Origin of the sequence: Lichenibacterium ramalinae, assembly GCF_004137085.1 — a bacterium.
In the GTDB taxonomy this organism is placed as follows: Bacteria; Pseudomonadota; Alphaproteobacteria; order Rhizobiales; family Beijerinckiaceae; genus Lichenihabitans; species Lichenihabitans ramalinae.
Window position 1 is genome coordinate 30,444 of sequence record NZ_QYBC01000028.1, and the last position, 17,047, is coordinate 47,490.

The window sequence follows — 17,047 nt, forward strand, 5'->3', positions numbered from 1 at the left end:
AGGGTGCCCCGCGGGGCTCACGCGGCGACGGCGAGGTCGGGCAGCAGCGTCGTTCCGTCGTGTGCCATCAGCCGGTCGATGGCGAGCACGATGACGAAGGCGCCGTCCCGGCGCCCGATGCCGGCGAGGCACTGCGCATGCCAGCGGCCGCCGACGGACGGTGCGGGGTCGAGCTGCCCTTCGTCGAGCGTCGAAACGGCGATCACCCGGTCGGCCACGAAGCCGACCGGCGTCGGCCGCCCGTCGATCGGCACGTCGAGGATGATGATGCGGGTCGTGGGCGTCGCCGGCACGGCCAGCAGGCCAAGCTTGAGGCGCAGGTCGATGACCGGCACGCCTTCGCCGCGGACGTCGGTCATGCCGAGCAGGAACGCCGGGGCCCGGGGGAGAGCCGCGACATCGCGCAGGTCCAGGATCTCGCGGACGTGGCGGATGTCGATGCCGAAGATTTCCGGCCCCAGGCCGAGCGTCAGATATTGTGCAGCGTAGGACAAGGGGGGCGCTCCGGTTTCGGTCGAGGCCGCGAAAGGGGGAGTGGCGGGGCGTCATCGCCCCGCCGACCCGTGGTTCAGGACGCGCGGCGGAAGCTGTCGTCGCGGGCGTCGCCGCCTTCGGCCATGTCGAGCGCGAAGCCGCCGGTCTGGCGCGCGGCGCGGGACGGACGCGGGGCACCGGAGGCGCGACCGGGCTTCATCTCCTCGGCCACCCGCCGCTGCAGCCGGGCCACCGGATGAGTGGCGGCGGCCGGGGTGGCCGACACCGCGGCGCCGGCCTCGGTGCGGAAGAAGGCGATGGAGGCCTGGAGCTGCTCGGCCTGGCTCGACAGCTCCTCGGAGGTCGACGACACCTGCTCGGACGCCGCGGCGTTCTGCTGCGTCACCTTGTCGAGCTGGCCGATGGCCTGGTTGATCTGGCTCGCCCCCACGTCCTGCTCGCGGCACGCCGACGTGATCTCCTCGACCAGCTCCGCCGTGCGCCGGATGTCGGGCACCAGCCTCGACAGCATGCCGCCGGCGTCCTGCGCGGCCTTCACGGTCTCGCCCGACAGGGCGCCGATCTCGGTGGCGGCCGCCTGCGAGCGTTCGGCCAGCTTGCGCACCTCGGACGCCACCACGGCGAAGCCGCGGCCGTGTTCCCCGGCCCGGGCCGCTTCCACGGCGGCGTTGAGCGCCAGCAGGTCGGTCTGGCGGGCGATCTCCTGCACGATGGTGATCTTCTGCGCGATGGTCTGCATGGCTTCGACCGCCTTGCCGACCGCGACGCCGCTGGCTTCCGCGTCGGCCGCCGAACGGCGGGCGATCACCTCGGTCTGGCCGGCGTTGTCGGCGTTCTGCTTCACGTTGGCGGCCATCTGCTCCATGGAGGCCGAGGCTTCCTCGGTGGATGCCGCCTGCTCGGTCGAGCCCTGGGACAGCTGCTCGGCCGAGGCCGACAGTTCCTGGCTGCCGGACGAGACGTGCTGCGCCGCGGCCGTCACCTGTCCCACCACGTCGCGCAGCTTGTCGGCCATGCCCTTCATGGCGCGCTGGAGGTCGCCGAGTTCGTCATTGCCCCGGGCGTCGATCTTCTGCGTGAGGTCGCCGTCCGCGACCGCTTCGGCGAGCTTGACCGAGGTCGACAACCCGCGCGAGATCGACAGGGCGATCCAGAACGCCATGGCGAGACCGGCCAGCACGGCGGCGGCCACGAGGACCATCATCATGATCCGGGCCGACTCGAAGGCGCTCTGCGTGTCCGAAACGAAGCCGTTCGCCACCTTGCCCTCGAAGTCCTTGAGCTTGGTCAGCTCGCCCAGCATGGCCTCGCGTGCCGCCTTCACGGTGCCCACCGTCACCATGTCGATGGCCTTCGCGTCGCCGTTCACCATGCCGAGCCGGATCACCTCCTTGTCGAGTTCGACATAGGCCTGGAAGGCGGCCCGCAGCGCCTGGACCTGAGGCGCCGCTTGGGGGCTCGCACCCTGCGCCAGGGTGCCGAGCGTGGCGGTGGCGCGGGCCAGGACCCCCGCATAGTCCTTGGCGAAGGCAGTCGTCGACTCGTCGTCCGAGGACAGCACGACCTTGTAGCGGATCAGGCGCAGGGTTTCGAGGTCGAGGCGGAAGCTGGTGAGGGAGTCCAGGGCCGCTCCGTCCTTCTCGGCCTTGAGCGTCTGCAGGAGCGGACCGTAGGACGACATGAGATGCTCGACGACGCCCTTGCTGGTCTGGAAGGCCAGGAACATCGCCTTGTTCTGGGTGTTCATCAGGATGAAATCCCAGGCCTTGGCGGTTTCGGCACCGTAGGCCGCCCAGGCGCTGCGCGCCGGTCCGATGTTCGCGTCACGGGCCTCGGCGGGCACGAGATCGACGTATTGCTTGAAGACCGTGTCGAAGTCGGCCTGGAATTCGGTGAAGCTTTTCCGCACCGAGGCCCGGGCCGCGTCCGTGTTCTCGGACAGGCTCCGGTTCAGGACGCGGGCGGAATTGATCATGTCGGCCTGCAACTGGCCGACCCGCTGCACCTGGGCGAAGGGGCGATGGGCGAAGTCCTGCATGCGGTCGTTGGAGGAGGACAGGCTGACGACGCCGACGGTGCCGCTGACGGCGAGGCAGGTCAGGAGCCCGCCGAAGGCGAGGCCGAGCTTGGTCTTGATGGTGAAGCGCATGGTCATCTCTTTCTTCGGGGCGTGTCAGTTGAGGATGCGTTCCATCTCGGGAACGACGATGAAGTCGTCGTTCCATCGGGCGATGAAACGGACGTATTCGGGCCGGCAATGCAGGCCGACGCGGGGCGCCTCCTGACAGTCGGAGGGCATGATCTCGGTGACGTCGTGGACCTTGTCGGCGATGACGCCGACCACCACGGGTTCGCCATCGATCTCGACCTCCATCACGACGATCCGGGTGTCGGCCGTGGCGGGGCGGCGTTCCATGCCGAAGCGGACGCGGATGTCGGCCAGCGGGATCACGTTGCCCCGCACGTTGACGACGCCGGGGAGGTGGGGCTTCGCCCCCGCCACCCGGGTGGCCGGGACCGGGTCGATGATCTCGCGCACGATGCCGGCCTCGATGGCGAAGATCTCGTCGCCGAGCCCCATCATCAGCACCCGCAGGGGAGCGGCGTTCGGAACGGTGTCGGTCATGCGGCCCTCATCGCGGTCGAAGCCTCGGCATGCGTGGTTCTGGCGGTCGCGGTCTCGGGGCGCGGCTCGCCCAGGGCGACGAGCTGCGCCACGTCGAGGATCAGGGCGGCGCTGCCGTCGCCCAGGATGGTGGCGCCCGAGAACATCGTGGCGTCGGCGTGGAGCTTCGACAGCGACTTGATCACCGTCTGGTGGCTGGCCACGATGGCGTCGGCGACGAGGCCCACCCGGCTGTCGCCCACCGACACGATGATGACCTTCTGGTGGGCGTCGGGCGCGCCTTCGGCGTCGAACATCTCGCGCAGGCGCAGCAGGGGCACGAGGCGGCCGCGGACGTCGAGGCGGTCGCGTGCCCGGCTGCGCGCGTCCTGGCCGGCCGGCAGTTCGATGCATTCCTCGATGGCCGACAGGGGCACGATGTAGCGGCCCTCGCCGACCCGGATCAGCAAGCCCTCGATGATGGCGAGGGTCAGCGGCAGGCGAAGCGTCACGTTGGTGCCGCGCCCGGCCTCGCTCGACAGGTCGATCGTGCCCCGCATGGCCTCGATGTTGCGCTTGACGACGTCCATGCCGACGCCGCGCCCCGACAGGGCCGAGACCGTCTGGGCCGTCGAGAAGCCCGGCTGGAACAGGATCTGGTGGATGTCGGCGTCGCTCATCGCCGCGCCGGGCGACACCAGGCCCCGCTCCTCGGCCTTGGCGCGGATGCGCTTCGTGTCGAGGCCGCCGCCGTCGTCCTCCACGGTGATCAGCACCTGGGTGCCGACATGGCGGGCCGTGAGGGCGATGCGGCCCGCGGCGGGCTTGCCGGCCGCGGCGCGGCGCTCGGGGCTTTCGAGGCCGTGGTCGACGGCGTTGCGGATGACGTGCACCAGCGGGTCGGCGAGGCGCTCGATCATGGTCTTGTCGAGTTCGGTGTCCTCGCCCTCCGTGTTGAGTTCGACGGGCTTGCCGAGGTCGCGCGACAGGTCGTGCACCAGGCGGCGGAACCGGGCGAAGAGGGACCCGATCGGCACCATGCGGATCCCCATGGTGATGTCGCGCAGGCCCGCGGCGAGCCGCTCGATCTCCTCGGAGACCGCCTTCACGTTGGGGTCGATGCGGCCATGGGCGAGCTGCGACAGCCGCGCCTGGGCGATGACGAGTTCGCCCACCCGGTCCATCAGCTCGTCGAGCCGCTCGGCCGGCACGCGCACGCTGCTCGACGGGCGGTCCTCGCCGCGCCGCGAGCGTTCGCGGCGCTCGGCGGCCGGCTCCGAAGCGGCGACCGGCTCCGACGCGCCGACCCGCTCCTGCAGGGCGACCGGCTCCGACACCCCGGCCGGCGGCACGGGGCTCGGGGCGGCGACCACGCCGAGCGGCGTCACGCCGAGGTCCATGCTGTCGAGCGCGAAGACGAACACGTCGTCGATCGCCTGCCGCGAACACTCGCCCTCGATGTCCACCGTCCAGGCGACGTGCAGGTCCTTGGGGTCGAGGGCGTCGAGCGCCGGCACGTCGTCCAGCACGGCCCGCACCGTGCAGGGGCCGAGGTCGCGCAGCTCGTCGAGCAACGCGAGCGGGTCGGTGCCGTTGCGCAGGACGTCGGGCCGGAACCGGATGGCGAGCCGCCAGCCGCGCGCCGCGGCGGCGGGAGCCGCGGCGGCGGGACGCGTGGCTGTGCCGGCCGGAACGGCAGCGGCGGGGTCCACGAGCACCTGCAGGTTGTCGAGGATCGAGCGACCGATCACGGCGTCGGCGCCGTCGGGGTCCTCGATCAGCGCCCGCATGTGGTCGCGGGCCGCCAGCGCCACCTGGACGAGGCTCTGGCTCGCCGCGACCTTGCCCTGCCGGACGAGGTCGAAGGCCGTCTCGAAATCGTGGGTGAAGGCGGCGAGCCGGTCGAAGCCGAACATCGCGCCCGAGCCCTTGATGGTGTGCATGGCGCGGAAGGCCGCGTCCACGAGGTCCCGGTTCCCCGCATCGTGGCCGAGGTCGAGAAGCGTCACCTCGAGGTTGTCGAGCAGCTCGGCTGCTTCCTGCCGGAAGACGTCGGCGGGATCCACGGCGCTCATTTGCGCACCAGCTTGGTGGCGGCGGCCAGCACCTGCTCGGGCTTGAACGGCTTGGTGATCCAGCCCGTCGCCCCCGCCGCCTTGGCCTCCTGCTTCAGGGCATCGTTCGATTCCGTGGTCAGGAACACGATCGGCACGCCCACGACGGAGGGTGTCGACCGCAGGGCCCGGATGAAGTCGAGGCCGTTCATCACCGGCATGTTGAGGTCGGTGATGATGAGGTCGGGTGCCGTGGCCTTGGCCCTGGCGAGCCCGTCCTGGCCGTTCTCGGCTTCCACGACGGTGTAGCCGGCGCCTTCGAGGACGATGCGGATGAGTTGGCGGACGCTCGGCGAGTCGTCGACCGTGAGTACGGTAGCCATTGTGGGGTCCTCAGTTGAGCGTGATGCGGCCGGCGGCGGGGTCCACCGACACCCCGGCTCCGTCGAAGAGGCGGCGGAGCTTCTCGGAGACGCCGGTCAGGGTCAGCGACTGGCCGGCCCGCTCCGCCGAGAGCGAGGCCGACACCATCAGCTGGACGAAGCTGGCGTCGGCGGCGGCCACGCCCGACAGGTCCAGCGTGATCGGCCGCCCCGCGGCCACGAGGGCGCTGAGCCGGGCGTGCAGGGCGTCGGCACCGGGCAGCAGGCCGTCGCCGGTCAGGCGTTCCGTGTGGGCGTCATCGATCATGGAGCGGCTCGACAAGGGGGAAGGGGAGGGGAGGGGCGCGGGCCTATCCGGCGCAGGCCCGCGGAAGGGCGACGTCGCCGCAGGGTCCCGGCCAGGCCGCGCTGACCGTCGGCGGCAGCGCCGCGGCCGGGTCCGGCACGCCGGCACCCCGTTCGCTCCGGGCGAGGCCCGGGTGGAGGCGCGCGTAGGCGGACAGGAAGGCGTCGACGCAGCGCGGTTCGAAGTGCCGGCTCCGTTCCGCCGAAAGGTAGGCGAGCGCGGCCCCCACCGGCAGCGCCGACTTGTAGGGGCGCTCCGTCGTCATGGCGTCGAAGACGTCGGCGACGGCGACGATGCGGGCGCTGAGCGGGATCGCTTCGCCCGCCAGCCCCCGGGGATAGCCCGCCCCGTCCCAGCGCTCGTGGTGGTAGCCGGCGATCTCGGCGGCGAGGCGGATCAGGTCGGAGGCGCTGTCGCCCAGGATGCGCTCGCCCACGGCCGCATGCATGCGGACCACCATGGTCTCCTCGGCGGTGAGGCGGCCGGGCTTGAGCAGCACCTGATCGGGCACCGCCACCTTGCCGATGTCGTGCAGCGGTGCCGCCAGGTACAGGTTGCGGCAGTCCTCGGCCGGAAGGCCGAGTTCCTCGGCGATCATCCGGCTGTAGCGCGCGACCCGCACCGTGTGCTCGCCCGTGTCGCCGTCCCGATATTCCACCGCGAGCGACAGGCGGAAGATCATCTCCTCTTCGCGCTCGTGCAGCTTGCGGGTGGCGACCTCGACCTCGCCGGCCAGGCGGGCGGCCAGGTCGTCGCAGGCCCGCAGGACACTCGGCGACGTCATGAAGTTGCGCAGCCTGACGCCGAGTCCGATCCGCTTCGACCGCGTCGGCAGGGCCCCGGTCGCGACCGCCCCCGGGGCCGCCGGCCGCACCGATCCGTGCGATGCCGCCGCAAGCCTCGGCGTCGGGAGCCGGGCGCAGGCGGCCAGGTCGCGGAGCCGCTGTCCGACGGCGATGCCGCCCACCGTCGGCACGTCTTGGCCGGCGGTAACGAGGTCGAAACTCCCGCGCCCCGCCATCTCGCGGGCGACAGTCGCGGCCTCGCAGGGGCTGCCCCGCATGGTGCCGACGATGTCCTGCAGGTGACCGAGGTGGAACAGTCTGTTCCTGCTATAACGAACCAGCATCGCCAGCATGATACCGTGCACCCGCTTCATGGCGCTATAGATGACGCAGAGGACCGACGATGTGTCGGCATCTATTGCGATCGATGCCCATGATGGACTGGATGAGGCGTCATGCCGACGGATCGAAACCCGCTTCCGGATGTGACTTAAGAGTGGAACTCGTTACCGTTTCCTGTAGCGATCCAATGCAGGACCGGATCTGCTCACGCGTCATTCAAGCCAGAAGACCTCGGGTCTGGGCTCAACAGCCCAATATTGATCGGTTTGTGTTCTTTGGCGCGACGAAATGCGCCGCGAGCCTTTCCCATTGGAAAGCCGAATGCGCTAAAAATGCCCAGAAAATTATCGCGGGCTGGACGGTAGGGATCGGTTAGTCATGATCGGCGGCTGGCCCGGCCCGCGGCGAGCCTTCGCGGTGTGGATCCGGAACCACCGGGGGGCGATCCTCATCGTCTGCCTCCGACGAGGCAGGTTCAATCGCCCTTACGACCGGGTCCGCTCCAGGCCACGGGCCTGCGACGATGGCGAAAGGTCGTGCCGCGTCAGAGAGGAGGCGACGGCGGAGTGGTCGTGCCTCCGCCGCGCTTCCCGGGCCCGGGCGCATATCGCCCGAGCCCGTCGTCGTCATCGCCCGTCGTCGTCGACGCCCGTCGCCGTCACCGCCCGGCGGCCGACGGCCCCTTCAGCACGATGGTGGCGAGGGGCGGCAGGGTGAGCCGCAGCCAGGCCGTCCCGTCCGCGCTCTCGGCCTCGGCGCCGCCCCCGTTGCCGAGGTTGCCGCCGCCGTAGCCGCCCGCATCCGTGTTGAGCACCTCGCGCCAGTACCCGGCCTCCGGCACGTCGACCCGGTAGCCCGTGCGCGGCACCGGCGTCATGTTGCTGACGACCAGCAGCCTTTCGCCGCCATGCGGGATCTGCCGGAAGAAGGCGAAGACCGAGTTCTCCGCGTCTTCCGGGCCGGCCCAGCGGAAGCCCTCCGGGTCGCTGTCGGTCGCGTGGACCGCGGGTTCGGCGGCGTAGAGGCGGTTGAGGTCGCCGACCAGCCGCTGCAGGCCGCTGTGGTGGGGATTGTCCAGGAGGTCCCAGTCGAGCGAGGCATCGTGGTTCCACTCGCGCCACTGGCCGATCTCGCCCCCCATGAACAGCAGCTTCTTGCCCGGGAACATCCACATGAAACCGTAATAGGCCCGCAGGTTGGCGAACTTCTGCCAGTCGTCGCCGGGCATCTTGCGGATCATCGATCCCTTGCCGTGCACCACCTCGTCGTGGCTGAGCGGCAGCATGAAGTGTTCGGAATAGGCGTAGACCATCCCGAAGGTCATGAGGTGATGGTCGAAGCGGCGGTAGACGGGCTCCTTCTCCATGTACTGGAGCGTGTCGTGCATCCAGCCCATGTTCCACTTCATGTCGAAGCCGAGCCCGCCCTGCTCGACCGGCGCCGTCACGCCCGGCCAGGCCGTCGATTCTTCGGCGATGACGAGGGCGCCGGGCTCGCGCTGGTGCACCATGCTGTTCAGGTGACGGAAGAACTCGACCGACTCGAGGTTCTCGCGCCCGCCGAACTTGTTGGGAACCCACTCGCCGGCCTTGCGGCTGTAGTCGCGGTAGAGCATCGACGCCACGGCGTCGACCCGCAGGGCATCGACGTGGTAGCGCTCGAGCCATTCCATCGCGCTGGCGATGACGAAGCCCTTCACCTCGTTGCGGCCGAGGTTGAAGATCAGCGTGTTCCAGTCCTGGTGGAAGCCTTCGCGCGGGTCGGCATGCTCGTAGAGCGGCGTGCCGTCGAACTGGGCCAGCCCCCAGGCATCGGTCGGGAAATGCGCCGGCACCCAGTCGAGGATGACGCCGATCCCGCTCGCGTGGCAGCGGTCGACGAAATAGGCGAAGTCTTCCGGCGCGCCGTAGCGGCCCGTGGGGGCGAAGAGGCCGAGCGTCTGGTAGCCCCAGGAGCCCCCGAAGGGGTGTTCCATGATGGGCATGAACTCGATGTGGGTGAAGCCGAGCGCCGCCACATAGGGCACGAGCCTGTCCACCAGTTCGCGCCAGTCGAGGTTGCGGCCGCCTTCCTCCATCAGCTTCAGCCAGGACCCGGCATGGACCTCGTAGACCGAGATCGGCGCATCCAGGGCCTGTCGGTGGGCCCGCGCCGCCTTCCAGTCGCCGTCCGTCCAGGGGAAGGGCTCGGAGCGCGCCACGATCGAGGCCGTGGCGGGGGCGGCCTCGGCGGCGCGCGCCACCGGGTCGGCCTTCTGCGGCAGGACGTTGCCGGCGGGGCCGACGATCTCGTATTTGTAGCGCGTGCCGGGCCCGATGCCCGGCACGAACAGCTCCCACACGCCGGCGCTGCCGCGCAGGCGCATCGGCAGGCGCCGCCCGTCCCAGCTGTTGAAGTCGCCCACGACCGAGACGCGGCGGGCGTTGGGCGCCCACACGGCGAAGCGCACCCCCACCACGCCCTCGCAGCTCATGGCCTGGGCGCCGAGGCAGCGGCCCAGCTGGTAGTGGGTGCCCTGGCCGATCAGGTGCAGGTCGAGGTCGCCGAGGAGCAGGCCGAAGCTGTAGGGATCCTCGGTGTCCTGCACGGCATCGGGCCAGCGCACCCGGAGCCGGTAGGGGCCGGCCGCCGCGACGGGCCCGGCGAAGAGCCCCGCCGGATGCGCCATCTCCAGGGTGCCGATGCGGCTGCCGTCCTCGCGCGCCAGGACGTCGACGCCCCGCGCGCCCGGCATGAAGGCGCGGATGACGCGCTCGCCCCCGACCCGGTGGTCGCCGAGGATGGCGAACGGATCCCCGTGCCGCCCCTCGACCAGCGCAGTCACGGCGTCGTGGCCGATCCCGGCCATCGCGTCCCGAACAGCCGTCACGCGCGCTCCTCCCCATCCGTCAGGCGATCCACGATCGCCTTGAACCCGCCGAGCGGGATCGCCAGCCATTTCGGCCGATTGGCCACCTCGTAGCCGATCTCGTAGGCGGCCTTCTCCAGAAGCATCAGGTCGAGCAGCGGATCCGCCTCCGCCCCGACATCGTCGCCGGCCTCCTCGCCCGAAGCCGCCGCGCGGTAGTGGCGCAGGAAGGCCGCGGCGGATTCGCGCCGGAACGCGTCGAGCAGCGCCTGCCGCCGCTCGCGCACGGGCTGGGGCCCGGCATCCTCCTCGATGCCCGACACGGCCGCCGCCGCATAGTCGAGCGAGCGGAGCAGCCCCGCGACGTCGCGCAGCGGGCTCGCCTTGGCGCGGCGCTCCTCCAGCGTCTTCACGGGCTCGCCCTCGAAGTCGATGATGAAGGCGTCGGGCCCGCTGACCAGCACCTGGCCGAGGTGGAAGTCCCCGTGGACGCGCGTCATCACGGTGCCGAGGCCGGCCTCGGCGAGCCGGTCGACGGCGGCGAGCGTCGCCTGGCGCTTTTCCAGCACGGCGGCGGCGAGGCTCGCCGCCTCGTCGTCGAGCGTGCCGCGCTGGGCCTCCAGCGCGTCGAGCGCGTGGGCGACCTCGGCGCCGATGGTGCGGCGCCAGGCTTCGACGGCGGCGGCATCGGCCTCGACGGGGCCGAAGGCCGCGTCCTCGCTCGGGGCCGCCAGGGCCCGGTGCAGCTCGCCGAGGCGGCGGCCGATCGTGCCCACGAAGGTGTCGAGCACCTGGTAGTCGGCGCTGGCGGCGCTGTCGGTCAGGGCCGCGTCCTCCACGGCCCGGCGCAGGTTGTCGAGCACCCAGGTCCAGGCGTCGCCCTGGTTCTGGATGACGCCCTGCACGATGGCGAGCGTGTTGGGCGTGCCGTCGGCGTCGACCCGCACCATCTCGCCGAGCAGCGGCGCCGTGTTGTCGTAGCCGATGGCGGTGAGGTGGCGCGTCATCTCGGCCTCGGGGTGGATGCCCGGCACGACGCGGCGGATCAGCTTGACGATGGCGAGGTTGCCGACGATCACCGACGAGTTGGATTGTTCCGCGGTCAGCCAGCGGAGCTTGGCCTCCTCGATGCCCTCGACGAGGTCGATGGCGTCGGTGGCGCGGGCCTGGATCTCGCCGCCGCCCGGCAGGCCGAGCGAACCGCGCGCCTTGACGGCGCGCAGGATGCCGCGCGGCAGGGCGTCGAGCGCGAAGGCGTCGGTGAGGTAGCCGACGCGCCGGCCGCGGCGCACCCGCGCCATGGCGGTCTGCTGGGCATAGGCGGAGTCGCCCTCGCCTTCCCAGGCGATGCCGGCCGGCATCTGGTAGCGGTCGACCCGGCCGGCGGTCTCGACCTCGACCTCGATGAGGAACACGTCCTGCAGCGTGGTCAGCGCCACCGCATAGGCGAGGCGCGCCCCGACGATGCGCTGGTTCTTGGCGGCGAACCAGCGGCGGCGCGGCAGGTAGACGGGCAGGAGCTCGTTGAGGATGCGCGCCGTGTAGCGCTCGTCGAGCAGCTCCTTCAGGCTGTCGCGCACCACCAGCGTCTGGAACTCCGGCAGCTGCTCGCCCCCGGCCTGGTGCCAGGCGGGCGGCTTCTCCTCCTTGGACAGCGCGATCCAGTAGAAGCCGTAGGGCGGCAGCGTCAGCAGGTAGTTGAGCTTGCCGACGGGCGGGAAGGGCGAGGGGCCGGACAGTTCGACCGGCACGCAGCCCTCGTATTCGGCGAGGTCGAGCTCCACGGCCTGCGGGGTGCGGGCCAGGTTGGCGACGCACAGGATCGTGTCGCCGTCGAACTCGCGCAGGTAGGCCATCACGCGGCGGTTGCCGGGGTAGAGGAAGCGCAGCGTGCCGCGGCCGAAGGCCTGGTGGTTGCGCCGCAGCGACAGCATGCGCCGCATCCAGTTCAGCAGCGAATGCGGGTCGCGCGCCTGGGCCTCCACGTTGACGGCGTTGAAGCCGTAGAGCGGGTCCATGATGGGCGGCAGCACCACGCTGGCGGGGTCGGCGCGCGAGAAGCCGCCGTTGCGGTCCTCCGTCCACTGCATCGGGGTGCGGACGCCGTCGCGGTCCCCGAGGTGGATGTTGTCGCCCATGCCGATCTCGTCGCCGTAATAGACGACGGGCGTGCCCGGCATGGACAGGAGCAGCCCGTTCATCAGCTCGATGCGGCGCCGGTCCCGCTGCAGCAGCGGCGCGAGCCGCCGGCGGATGCCGAGGTTGATGCGCGCCCGCTTGTCGGACGCGTAGGTGTTCCACAGGTAGTCGCGTTCCTCGTCCGTCACCATCTCGAGCGTCAGCTCGTCATGGTTGCGCAGGAAGATCGCCCATTGCGCGTTCTCGGGGATCTCGGGCGTCTGGCGCATGATGTCGGTGATGGGGAAGCGGTCTTCCTTGGCGATCGCCATGTACATCCGCGGCATCAGGGGGAAGTGGAACGCCATGTGGCATTCGTCCCCGTCGCCGAAGTACATCTGCGTGTCCTCCGGCCACATATTGGCTTCGGCCAGCAGCATGCGGTCCGGGTAGGAGGCGTCGAGCGAAGCCCGGATCTTCTTCAGGATGACGTGGGTCTCGGGCAGGTTCTCGTTGCTCGTCCCTTCCCGCTCGATCAGGTAGGGGATGGCGTCGAGCCGCAGCCCGTCGACCCCCATGTCCAGCCAGAACTTCATCACGCGCAGCACTTCGTCCAGCACGCGCGGGTTGTCGAAGTTCAGGTCCGGCTGGTGCGAGTAGAACCGATGCCAGAAATACTGGCCGGCCACCGGGTCCCAGGTCCAGTTCGACTTCTCCGTGTCGATGAAGATGATGCGCGTCTCGGGGAACTTGTCGTCCGTGTCGGACCACACGTAGAAATCGCGGGCGGGCGAGCCTTTCGGCGCGTTGCGGGCTTCCTGGAACCAGGGATGCTGGTCCGACGTGTGGTTGATGACGAGTTCCGTGATGACCTTGATGCCGCGCTCGTGGGCGGCCGAGACGAAGTGCTTGAACTCGTCGAGCGTGCCGTAATCGGGGCTGACGTCCTCGTAGCCGGCGATGTCGTAGCCGTCGTCCCGCCGCGGGCTCGGGTAGAAGGGCAGCAGCCACACCGCCGTGACGCCCAGGCTCGCGACATAGTCCAGCTTGGCATTGAGCCCCGCGAAATCGCCGATGCCGTCGTTGTTGGCATCGAAGAACGATTTCACGTGCAGTTGATAGATGACGGCATCCTTGTACCAGAGCGGGTCGTCGGGAATCGTGGCCTGGGTGTGAGCCGCCATATCAGATGGTCCTCGCAGCGTTGAGCCGCCAGATGGAGAAGGGCAATTCGGCGGGATCGAGGCGGATGCGCTGGATCTTGCCGGTCCAGTCGAAACTAGAGCCGCGCATCAGATCCTCAACGGCGACCGTGCCGCCGTCGGGCAGGCCCCATTCCCACAGGGGGATCTCGATGTCGGCCTCCTGGGCCGAATAGGGGTCGAGGCTGATGGCGATCAGCAGGACGTTGTCGCGGGACGGCGTCTCCTTCTGGAAGAACAGGATATTGTCGTTATACGCCGACCTGAAGGTGAGGCCGAGGTGCGAATGCAGCGCGGGATTGTCCCGTCGGATGCGGTTGAGCTGCGTGATCTCGCCGATGATGTTGCCGGGGCGATCGTGGTCCCACGCCGTCAGCTGGTACTTCTCGCTGTTGGCATATTCCTTCCGCTTCTGGTCGGGCCGGCCCTCGCAGAGTTCGAAGCCGTTGTAGGCGCCCCACAGCCCGGACAGCATGGTGGCCAGCGCGGCGCGGATCAGGAAGGCGGGGCGCGGCGCGTCCTGCAGGAAGTCCGGATTGATGTCGTGCGTGTTGACGAAGAAGTGCGGGCGGAAGAAGTCCTTGGGCGGCTGCGTGGTCAGTTCCGTCAGGTAGTCGGTCATCTCGTATTTCGTGTTGCGCCAGGTGAAATACGTATAGGACTGCGAGAACCCGACCTTGGCGAGCCGGTACATCACCTTGGGCTTGGTGAAGGCTTCCGACAGGAAGACCACGTCGGGGTGGTGCTGGCGGATGTCCTCGATGGCCCATTCCCAGAAGGGGAAGGGCTTGGTGTGGGGGTTGTCGACGCGGAACAGTTTCACGCCCTGCTCCACCCATAGCATGATCATGTCGCGCAGTTCGATCCACAGCGACGGCAGGGCGCCCGGCGCGTAGAAATCGACGTTGACGATGTCCTCGTACTTCTTCGGCGGGTTCTCGGCGTAGCGGATGGTGCCGTCCGGCCGCCAGTTGAACCATTCGGGATGGTCCTTCAGCCACGGGTGGTCGGGCGAGGCCTGGATGGCGATGTCGAGCGCGATCTCCAGCCCCTGGTCGGCGGCGGCGGCGACGAGGCGACGGAAGTCCTCGAAGGTGCCGAGTTCGGGGTGGATGGCATCGTGGCCGCCCTCGGCGGCACCGATGGCGTAGGGGCTGCCGGGATCGTCAGGGCCGGCCGTCAGGCTGTTGTTGCGCCCCTTGCGGTTGATGCGGCCGATGGGGTGGATCGGCGTGAAGTAGAGCACGTCGAAGCCCATGGCGTGGATCGACGGCAGGCGCCGGATCACGTCGTCGAAGGTGCCGTGGCGGTTCGGGTCGCCGCTCTGCGAACGCGGGAAGATCGAATACCAGCTCGCGAAACCCGCGCCCTTGCGCTCGGCATCGACGGGGATCTCGGCACTGGCGGTGCGGAACAGCCGCGGGTCGGCGGCCTGCATGGCCTCGTCGGTCTCGGGGGCCAGCAGCAGGGCGAGCCGCGCCGCATCGTCGGCCCCGGCGAGGCGGTCGGCGATGGGCCGGAGCCGGGCCGCGGCCTCGCCCGCGGCGCCCTTCAGCGCCCGGTCGACGAGGCGGCGGCCCTCCTCCAGCTCGAGCGGCACCGCGAGGCCCGCCCCGTGCTTGGCCTCGACCTCGTGGCGGAACATGGCGAAGTCGTCGCGCCACGTCTCGACCCGGTACAGGTAGCGGCCGAGCCGCTCCAGCGGCAGGTCGGCGGCCCACCGGTCGTTGCCGAGCGGCTGCATGCGGCGCTCCCGCCAGGCCGTCTCGTCGGCGGCACGCCATTGCAGCGCCACGGCGATGCGGTCGTGCCCCTCGCCGAAGGCGTCGACCTCGACGCGCACGACGTCGCCGACGATGCGCTTGACGGCGTAGCGGCCGCCGTCGACCGCCGGCGCCACGGCCTCGATGACGAGGCGGGGCGCCGCGATGGCGGTCTCGGTCGAGAACTTCAGGGCCTCGTCGGGGAGGTCGACGGGCCGCGTGGCGCCGCCTTCCAGCACCCGCACGGCGGCGGGCGGCAGGCTCGCCGCGCTGTCGGCGGCGAGGTTCGGCCCCGAGCCCAGGATGTCGCGGAACGGGAAGCTGCCGCCGGCGGCGGGGGCGAGCGAGCCCGGCGCCAGCGTCGCGGTGCGGTCGAGCCAGGGGTTGACGAGGACGAGGCGGACGTTCGTCGCCTGGCGGAAATCCTTGGCGTCGGCGCGCAGCACCGCCGTGGGCGCGTCGGACGCGCCCCGGAACACCCGCATCTCGCCGCCGATGAACCGGCCGGCATCGCGCAACAGGCTTCCGTTGGCGGCCCGGACGGCCTCGGCCAGCGCCGAGCGGGGGGCGGCCCGCAGCGCCGCATAGGTTTCGCGCGGTGCGCCCGTCCGCGGCACGGGCTCGCGCGCCCCGAACTCGAACCCCATGGGCACGAGCAGGCCTTCGCCGAGCGACGCCGCGACCCAGAGGGCACGCTCGGCTTCGCGCAGCGCCCGCTCGTCCGGGACGAGCGCGCCGCCGAGCCTGCGGCCGAAGGGCGCCTCGGGGAAGGCCAGCACGGGGCCGAGGGCCGCGAGGCGCGCGTGTTCGTCCACCGGCCAGGCGGCGCGGCAGTCCCACCAGCGCAGCGACGAGAAACTGCCGTCGAAGCCCGCGCCGGCCAGGCCCGCCGCCCGCTCCGCCACGGTCCCGGGCGTCCAGGCGAGGGCCACGAGGTCCGGCGCGGCGGCCCGGGCGTGGGACAGGGCCCCCGCCCAGACGTCCGCCGGGACGCTGTCGGGCGACAGGCAGCGGAAGCCCCGGACGCCGGCCGTCGCCAGCATGGCCACGTAGTCGCCGAGCCGGTCGGCGAAGCGCCGCCGCACGGCCTCGTCGCCGAACGGCACCGCGACGCTGCCGCGGTCCTCGGGCACGACGCGCGGGTCGGGCAGGCTGGGGAAGGGGGATGCGAGGCCGAGCTCCGCCGCGAGGGGGCCGTCGCAGGCGACGCGGTCGGCGACGAGGTCGGCCATCAGCCGCAGGCCGCGGGCCCGGCAGGCCTCGGCCAGAGCCGCGACGGCTTCGGCGAGCGGGCCGGAGGCCGCCAGGGCCGGATGGGCCGCGTGCCAGTCGTAGGGCAGCACGGCGTTGTTCCGCGGCCCGGGCGCGCCCGGCGGGGAGATCAGCACCGTGTCGAAGCCCATGCCGGCACAGGCATCGAGCACCATCGACCACTCGGACGGTCCCGATACCATCGAGAGGGAGACGTAGTAGATGCGGAGGGCCGGGGTGCGCTCGGACCGGCTGTCGCGAGGCAGGACGGACCCCGGAGAGAGGGGCTCGAAGTCTCGCGGCGGTGTCGCTAGCGTCATCGATGACGTCCCTTGGCGTGTCGCGACCCCGTCGGGTCGCCCGCCTTCGAACCGAGCCTGGAAAAACTTTGTTCCCCGATCGGCGGCGCCGCATCGCGCTTCGGGCGATGTTTCTCGCCCGGCTGGCATCGAAGGGACGGGCCTGGCCCGCCGCCCGGCGCGACGGCGGCGGGCCTTCAGGCGCGGCGGCGGCTCAGAACTCCTCCCAGGCGGCGGCTTCAGGGGTGGTCACGAGGGCGGCGGGCATGAGGGCGGCGCCGCCCCGGCCCACGACCTTGAGGGCCGCGGCGGGGCGGGCGGCCGCCGGGCGACCGAGCGAGGGGCCGGTCGGGCGCGGGGCGCGGGCCGGCCGGCCGGCCGCCTCGCCCACCTGGAAATGCCCGATCAGCCGCATCAGCTCCTCGGTCTCGGAGGCGAGGGCCCGGCTCGCGGCCGTCGATTCCTCCACCATGGCGGCGTTCTGCTGGGTGACCTGGTCCATCTGGTTGATGGCGCCGTTCACCTGGTCGAGGCCCGACGCCTGCTCCTGCGCCGA

The 17,047-nt window shown here is 70.9% G+C and carries 10 protein-coding genes and 1 pseudogene; all 11 read right to left on the reverse strand.

From position 1 onward, the window contains the following. Window positions 1-17 precede the first annotated feature (17 nt). Window positions 18-494 (reverse strand): chemotaxis protein CheW, encoded by a 477-nt coding sequence (locus tag D3272_RS24305; RefSeq protein ID WP_129221828.1) that lies wholly within the window; start codon window positions 492-494, stop codon window positions 18-20. Window positions 495-568: 74 nt separating this feature from the next. After that, the gene (locus D3272_RS24310) at window positions 569-2,644 is read right to left on the reverse strand and encodes a HAMP domain-containing methyl-accepting chemotaxis protein (protein WP_129221838.1); all 2,076 of its coding nucleotides are present in this window, start codon (window positions 2,642-2,644) and stop codon (window positions 569-571) included. A gap of 24 nt (window positions 2,645-2,668) precedes the next feature. Then, the gene (locus D3272_RS24315) at window positions 2,669-3,121 is read right to left on the reverse strand and encodes a chemotaxis protein CheW (protein ID WP_129221829.1); all 453 of its coding nucleotides are present in this window, start codon (window positions 3,119-3,121) and stop codon (window positions 2,669-2,671) included. Next, window positions 3,118-5,175: a chemotaxis protein CheA gene (locus D3272_RS24320; RefSeq protein ID WP_129221830.1), complete on the reverse strand. Its 2,058-nt coding sequence runs from the start codon at window positions 5,173-5,175 to the stop codon at window positions 3,118-3,120. Before D3272_RS24320 ends, D3272_RS24315 begins: the two co-directional genes overlap by 4 nt. Beyond that, on the reverse strand, window positions 5,172-5,537 hold the full coding sequence (locus tag D3272_RS24325; protein WP_129221831.1) for a response regulator: 366 nt from the start codon (window positions 5,535-5,537) through the stop codon (window positions 5,172-5,174). Before D3272_RS24325 ends, D3272_RS24320 begins: the two co-directional genes overlap by 4 nt. Window positions 5,538-5,547: 10 nt before the next feature. Next, window positions 5,548-5,844: an STAS domain-containing protein gene (locus tag D3272_RS24330; RefSeq protein ID WP_129221832.1), complete on the reverse strand. Its 297-nt coding sequence runs from the start codon at window positions 5,842-5,844 to the stop codon at window positions 5,548-5,550. 43 nt (window positions 5,845-5,887) lie between these two features. Then, a complete protein-coding gene (locus tag D3272_RS24335) occupies window positions 5,888-7,021 on the reverse strand; it encodes an HD-GYP domain-containing protein (RefSeq protein WP_129221833.1) in 1,134 nt (377 codons plus the stop codon). A gap of 647 nt (window positions 7,022-7,668) precedes the next feature. After that, window positions 7,669-9,858 (reverse strand): 1,4-alpha-glucan branching protein GlgB, encoded by a 2,190-nt coding sequence (glgB, locus tag D3272_RS24340; protein ID WP_428978019.1) that lies wholly within the window; start codon window positions 9,856-9,858, stop codon window positions 7,669-7,671. Between the two features lie 17 nt (window positions 9,859-9,875). Further along, the gene (gene treS, locus D3272_RS24345; RefSeq protein ID WP_129221835.1) at window positions 9,876-13,160 is read right to left on the reverse strand and encodes a maltose alpha-D-glucosyltransferase; all 3,285 of its coding nucleotides are present in this window, start codon (window positions 13,158-13,160) and stop codon (window positions 9,876-9,878) included. Window position 13,161: 1 nt separating this feature from the next. Next, window positions 13,162-16,368, reverse strand: a complete 3,207-nt coding sequence (locus tag D3272_RS24350; protein ID WP_245496765.1) for a maltotransferase domain-containing protein — start codon at window positions 16,366-16,368, stop codon at window positions 13,162-13,164. A gap of 337 nt (window positions 16,369-16,705) precedes the next feature. Then, a pseudogene (locus D3272_RS28135) lies at window positions 16,706-17,047 on the reverse strand (methyl-accepting chemotaxis protein); the annotation flags it as partial.

Bases quoted from the DNA above. Each gene is read 5' to 3' on its own strand.
- treS (WP_129221835.1), bottom strand. From the start codon at position 13,160: ATGGCGGCTCACACCCAGGCCACGATTCCCGACGACCCGCTCTGGTAC.
- D3272_RS24325 (WP_129221831.1), bottom strand. From the start codon at position 5,537: ATGGCTACCGTACTCACGGTCGACGACTCGCCGAGCGTCCGCCAACTC.
- D3272_RS24330 (WP_129221832.1), bottom strand. From the start codon at position 5,844: ATGATCGATGACGCCCACACGGAACGCCTGACCGGCGACGGCCTGCTG.
- glgB (WP_428978019.1), bottom strand. From the start codon at position 9,858: ATGGCCGGGATCGGCCACGACGCCGTGACTGCGCTGGTCGAGGGGCGG.
- D3272_RS24320 (WP_129221830.1), bottom strand. From the start codon at position 5,175: ATGAGCGCCGTGGATCCCGCCGACGTCTTCCGGCAGGAAGCAGCCGAG.
- D3272_RS24335 (WP_129221833.1), bottom strand. From the start codon at position 7,021: ATGCTGGCGATGCTGGTTCGTTATAGCAGGAACAGACTGTTCCACCTC.
- D3272_RS24315 (WP_129221829.1), bottom strand. From the start codon at position 3,121: ATGACCGACACCGTTCCGAACGCCGCTCCCCTGCGGGTGCTGATGATG.
- D3272_RS24310 (WP_129221838.1), bottom strand. From the start codon at position 2,644: ATGCGCTTCACCATCAAGACCAAGCTCGGCCTCGCCTTCGGCGGGCTC.
- D3272_RS24350 (WP_245496765.1), bottom strand. From the start codon at position 16,368: ATGGTGCTCGATGCCTGTGCCGGCATGGGCTTCGACACGGTGCTGATC.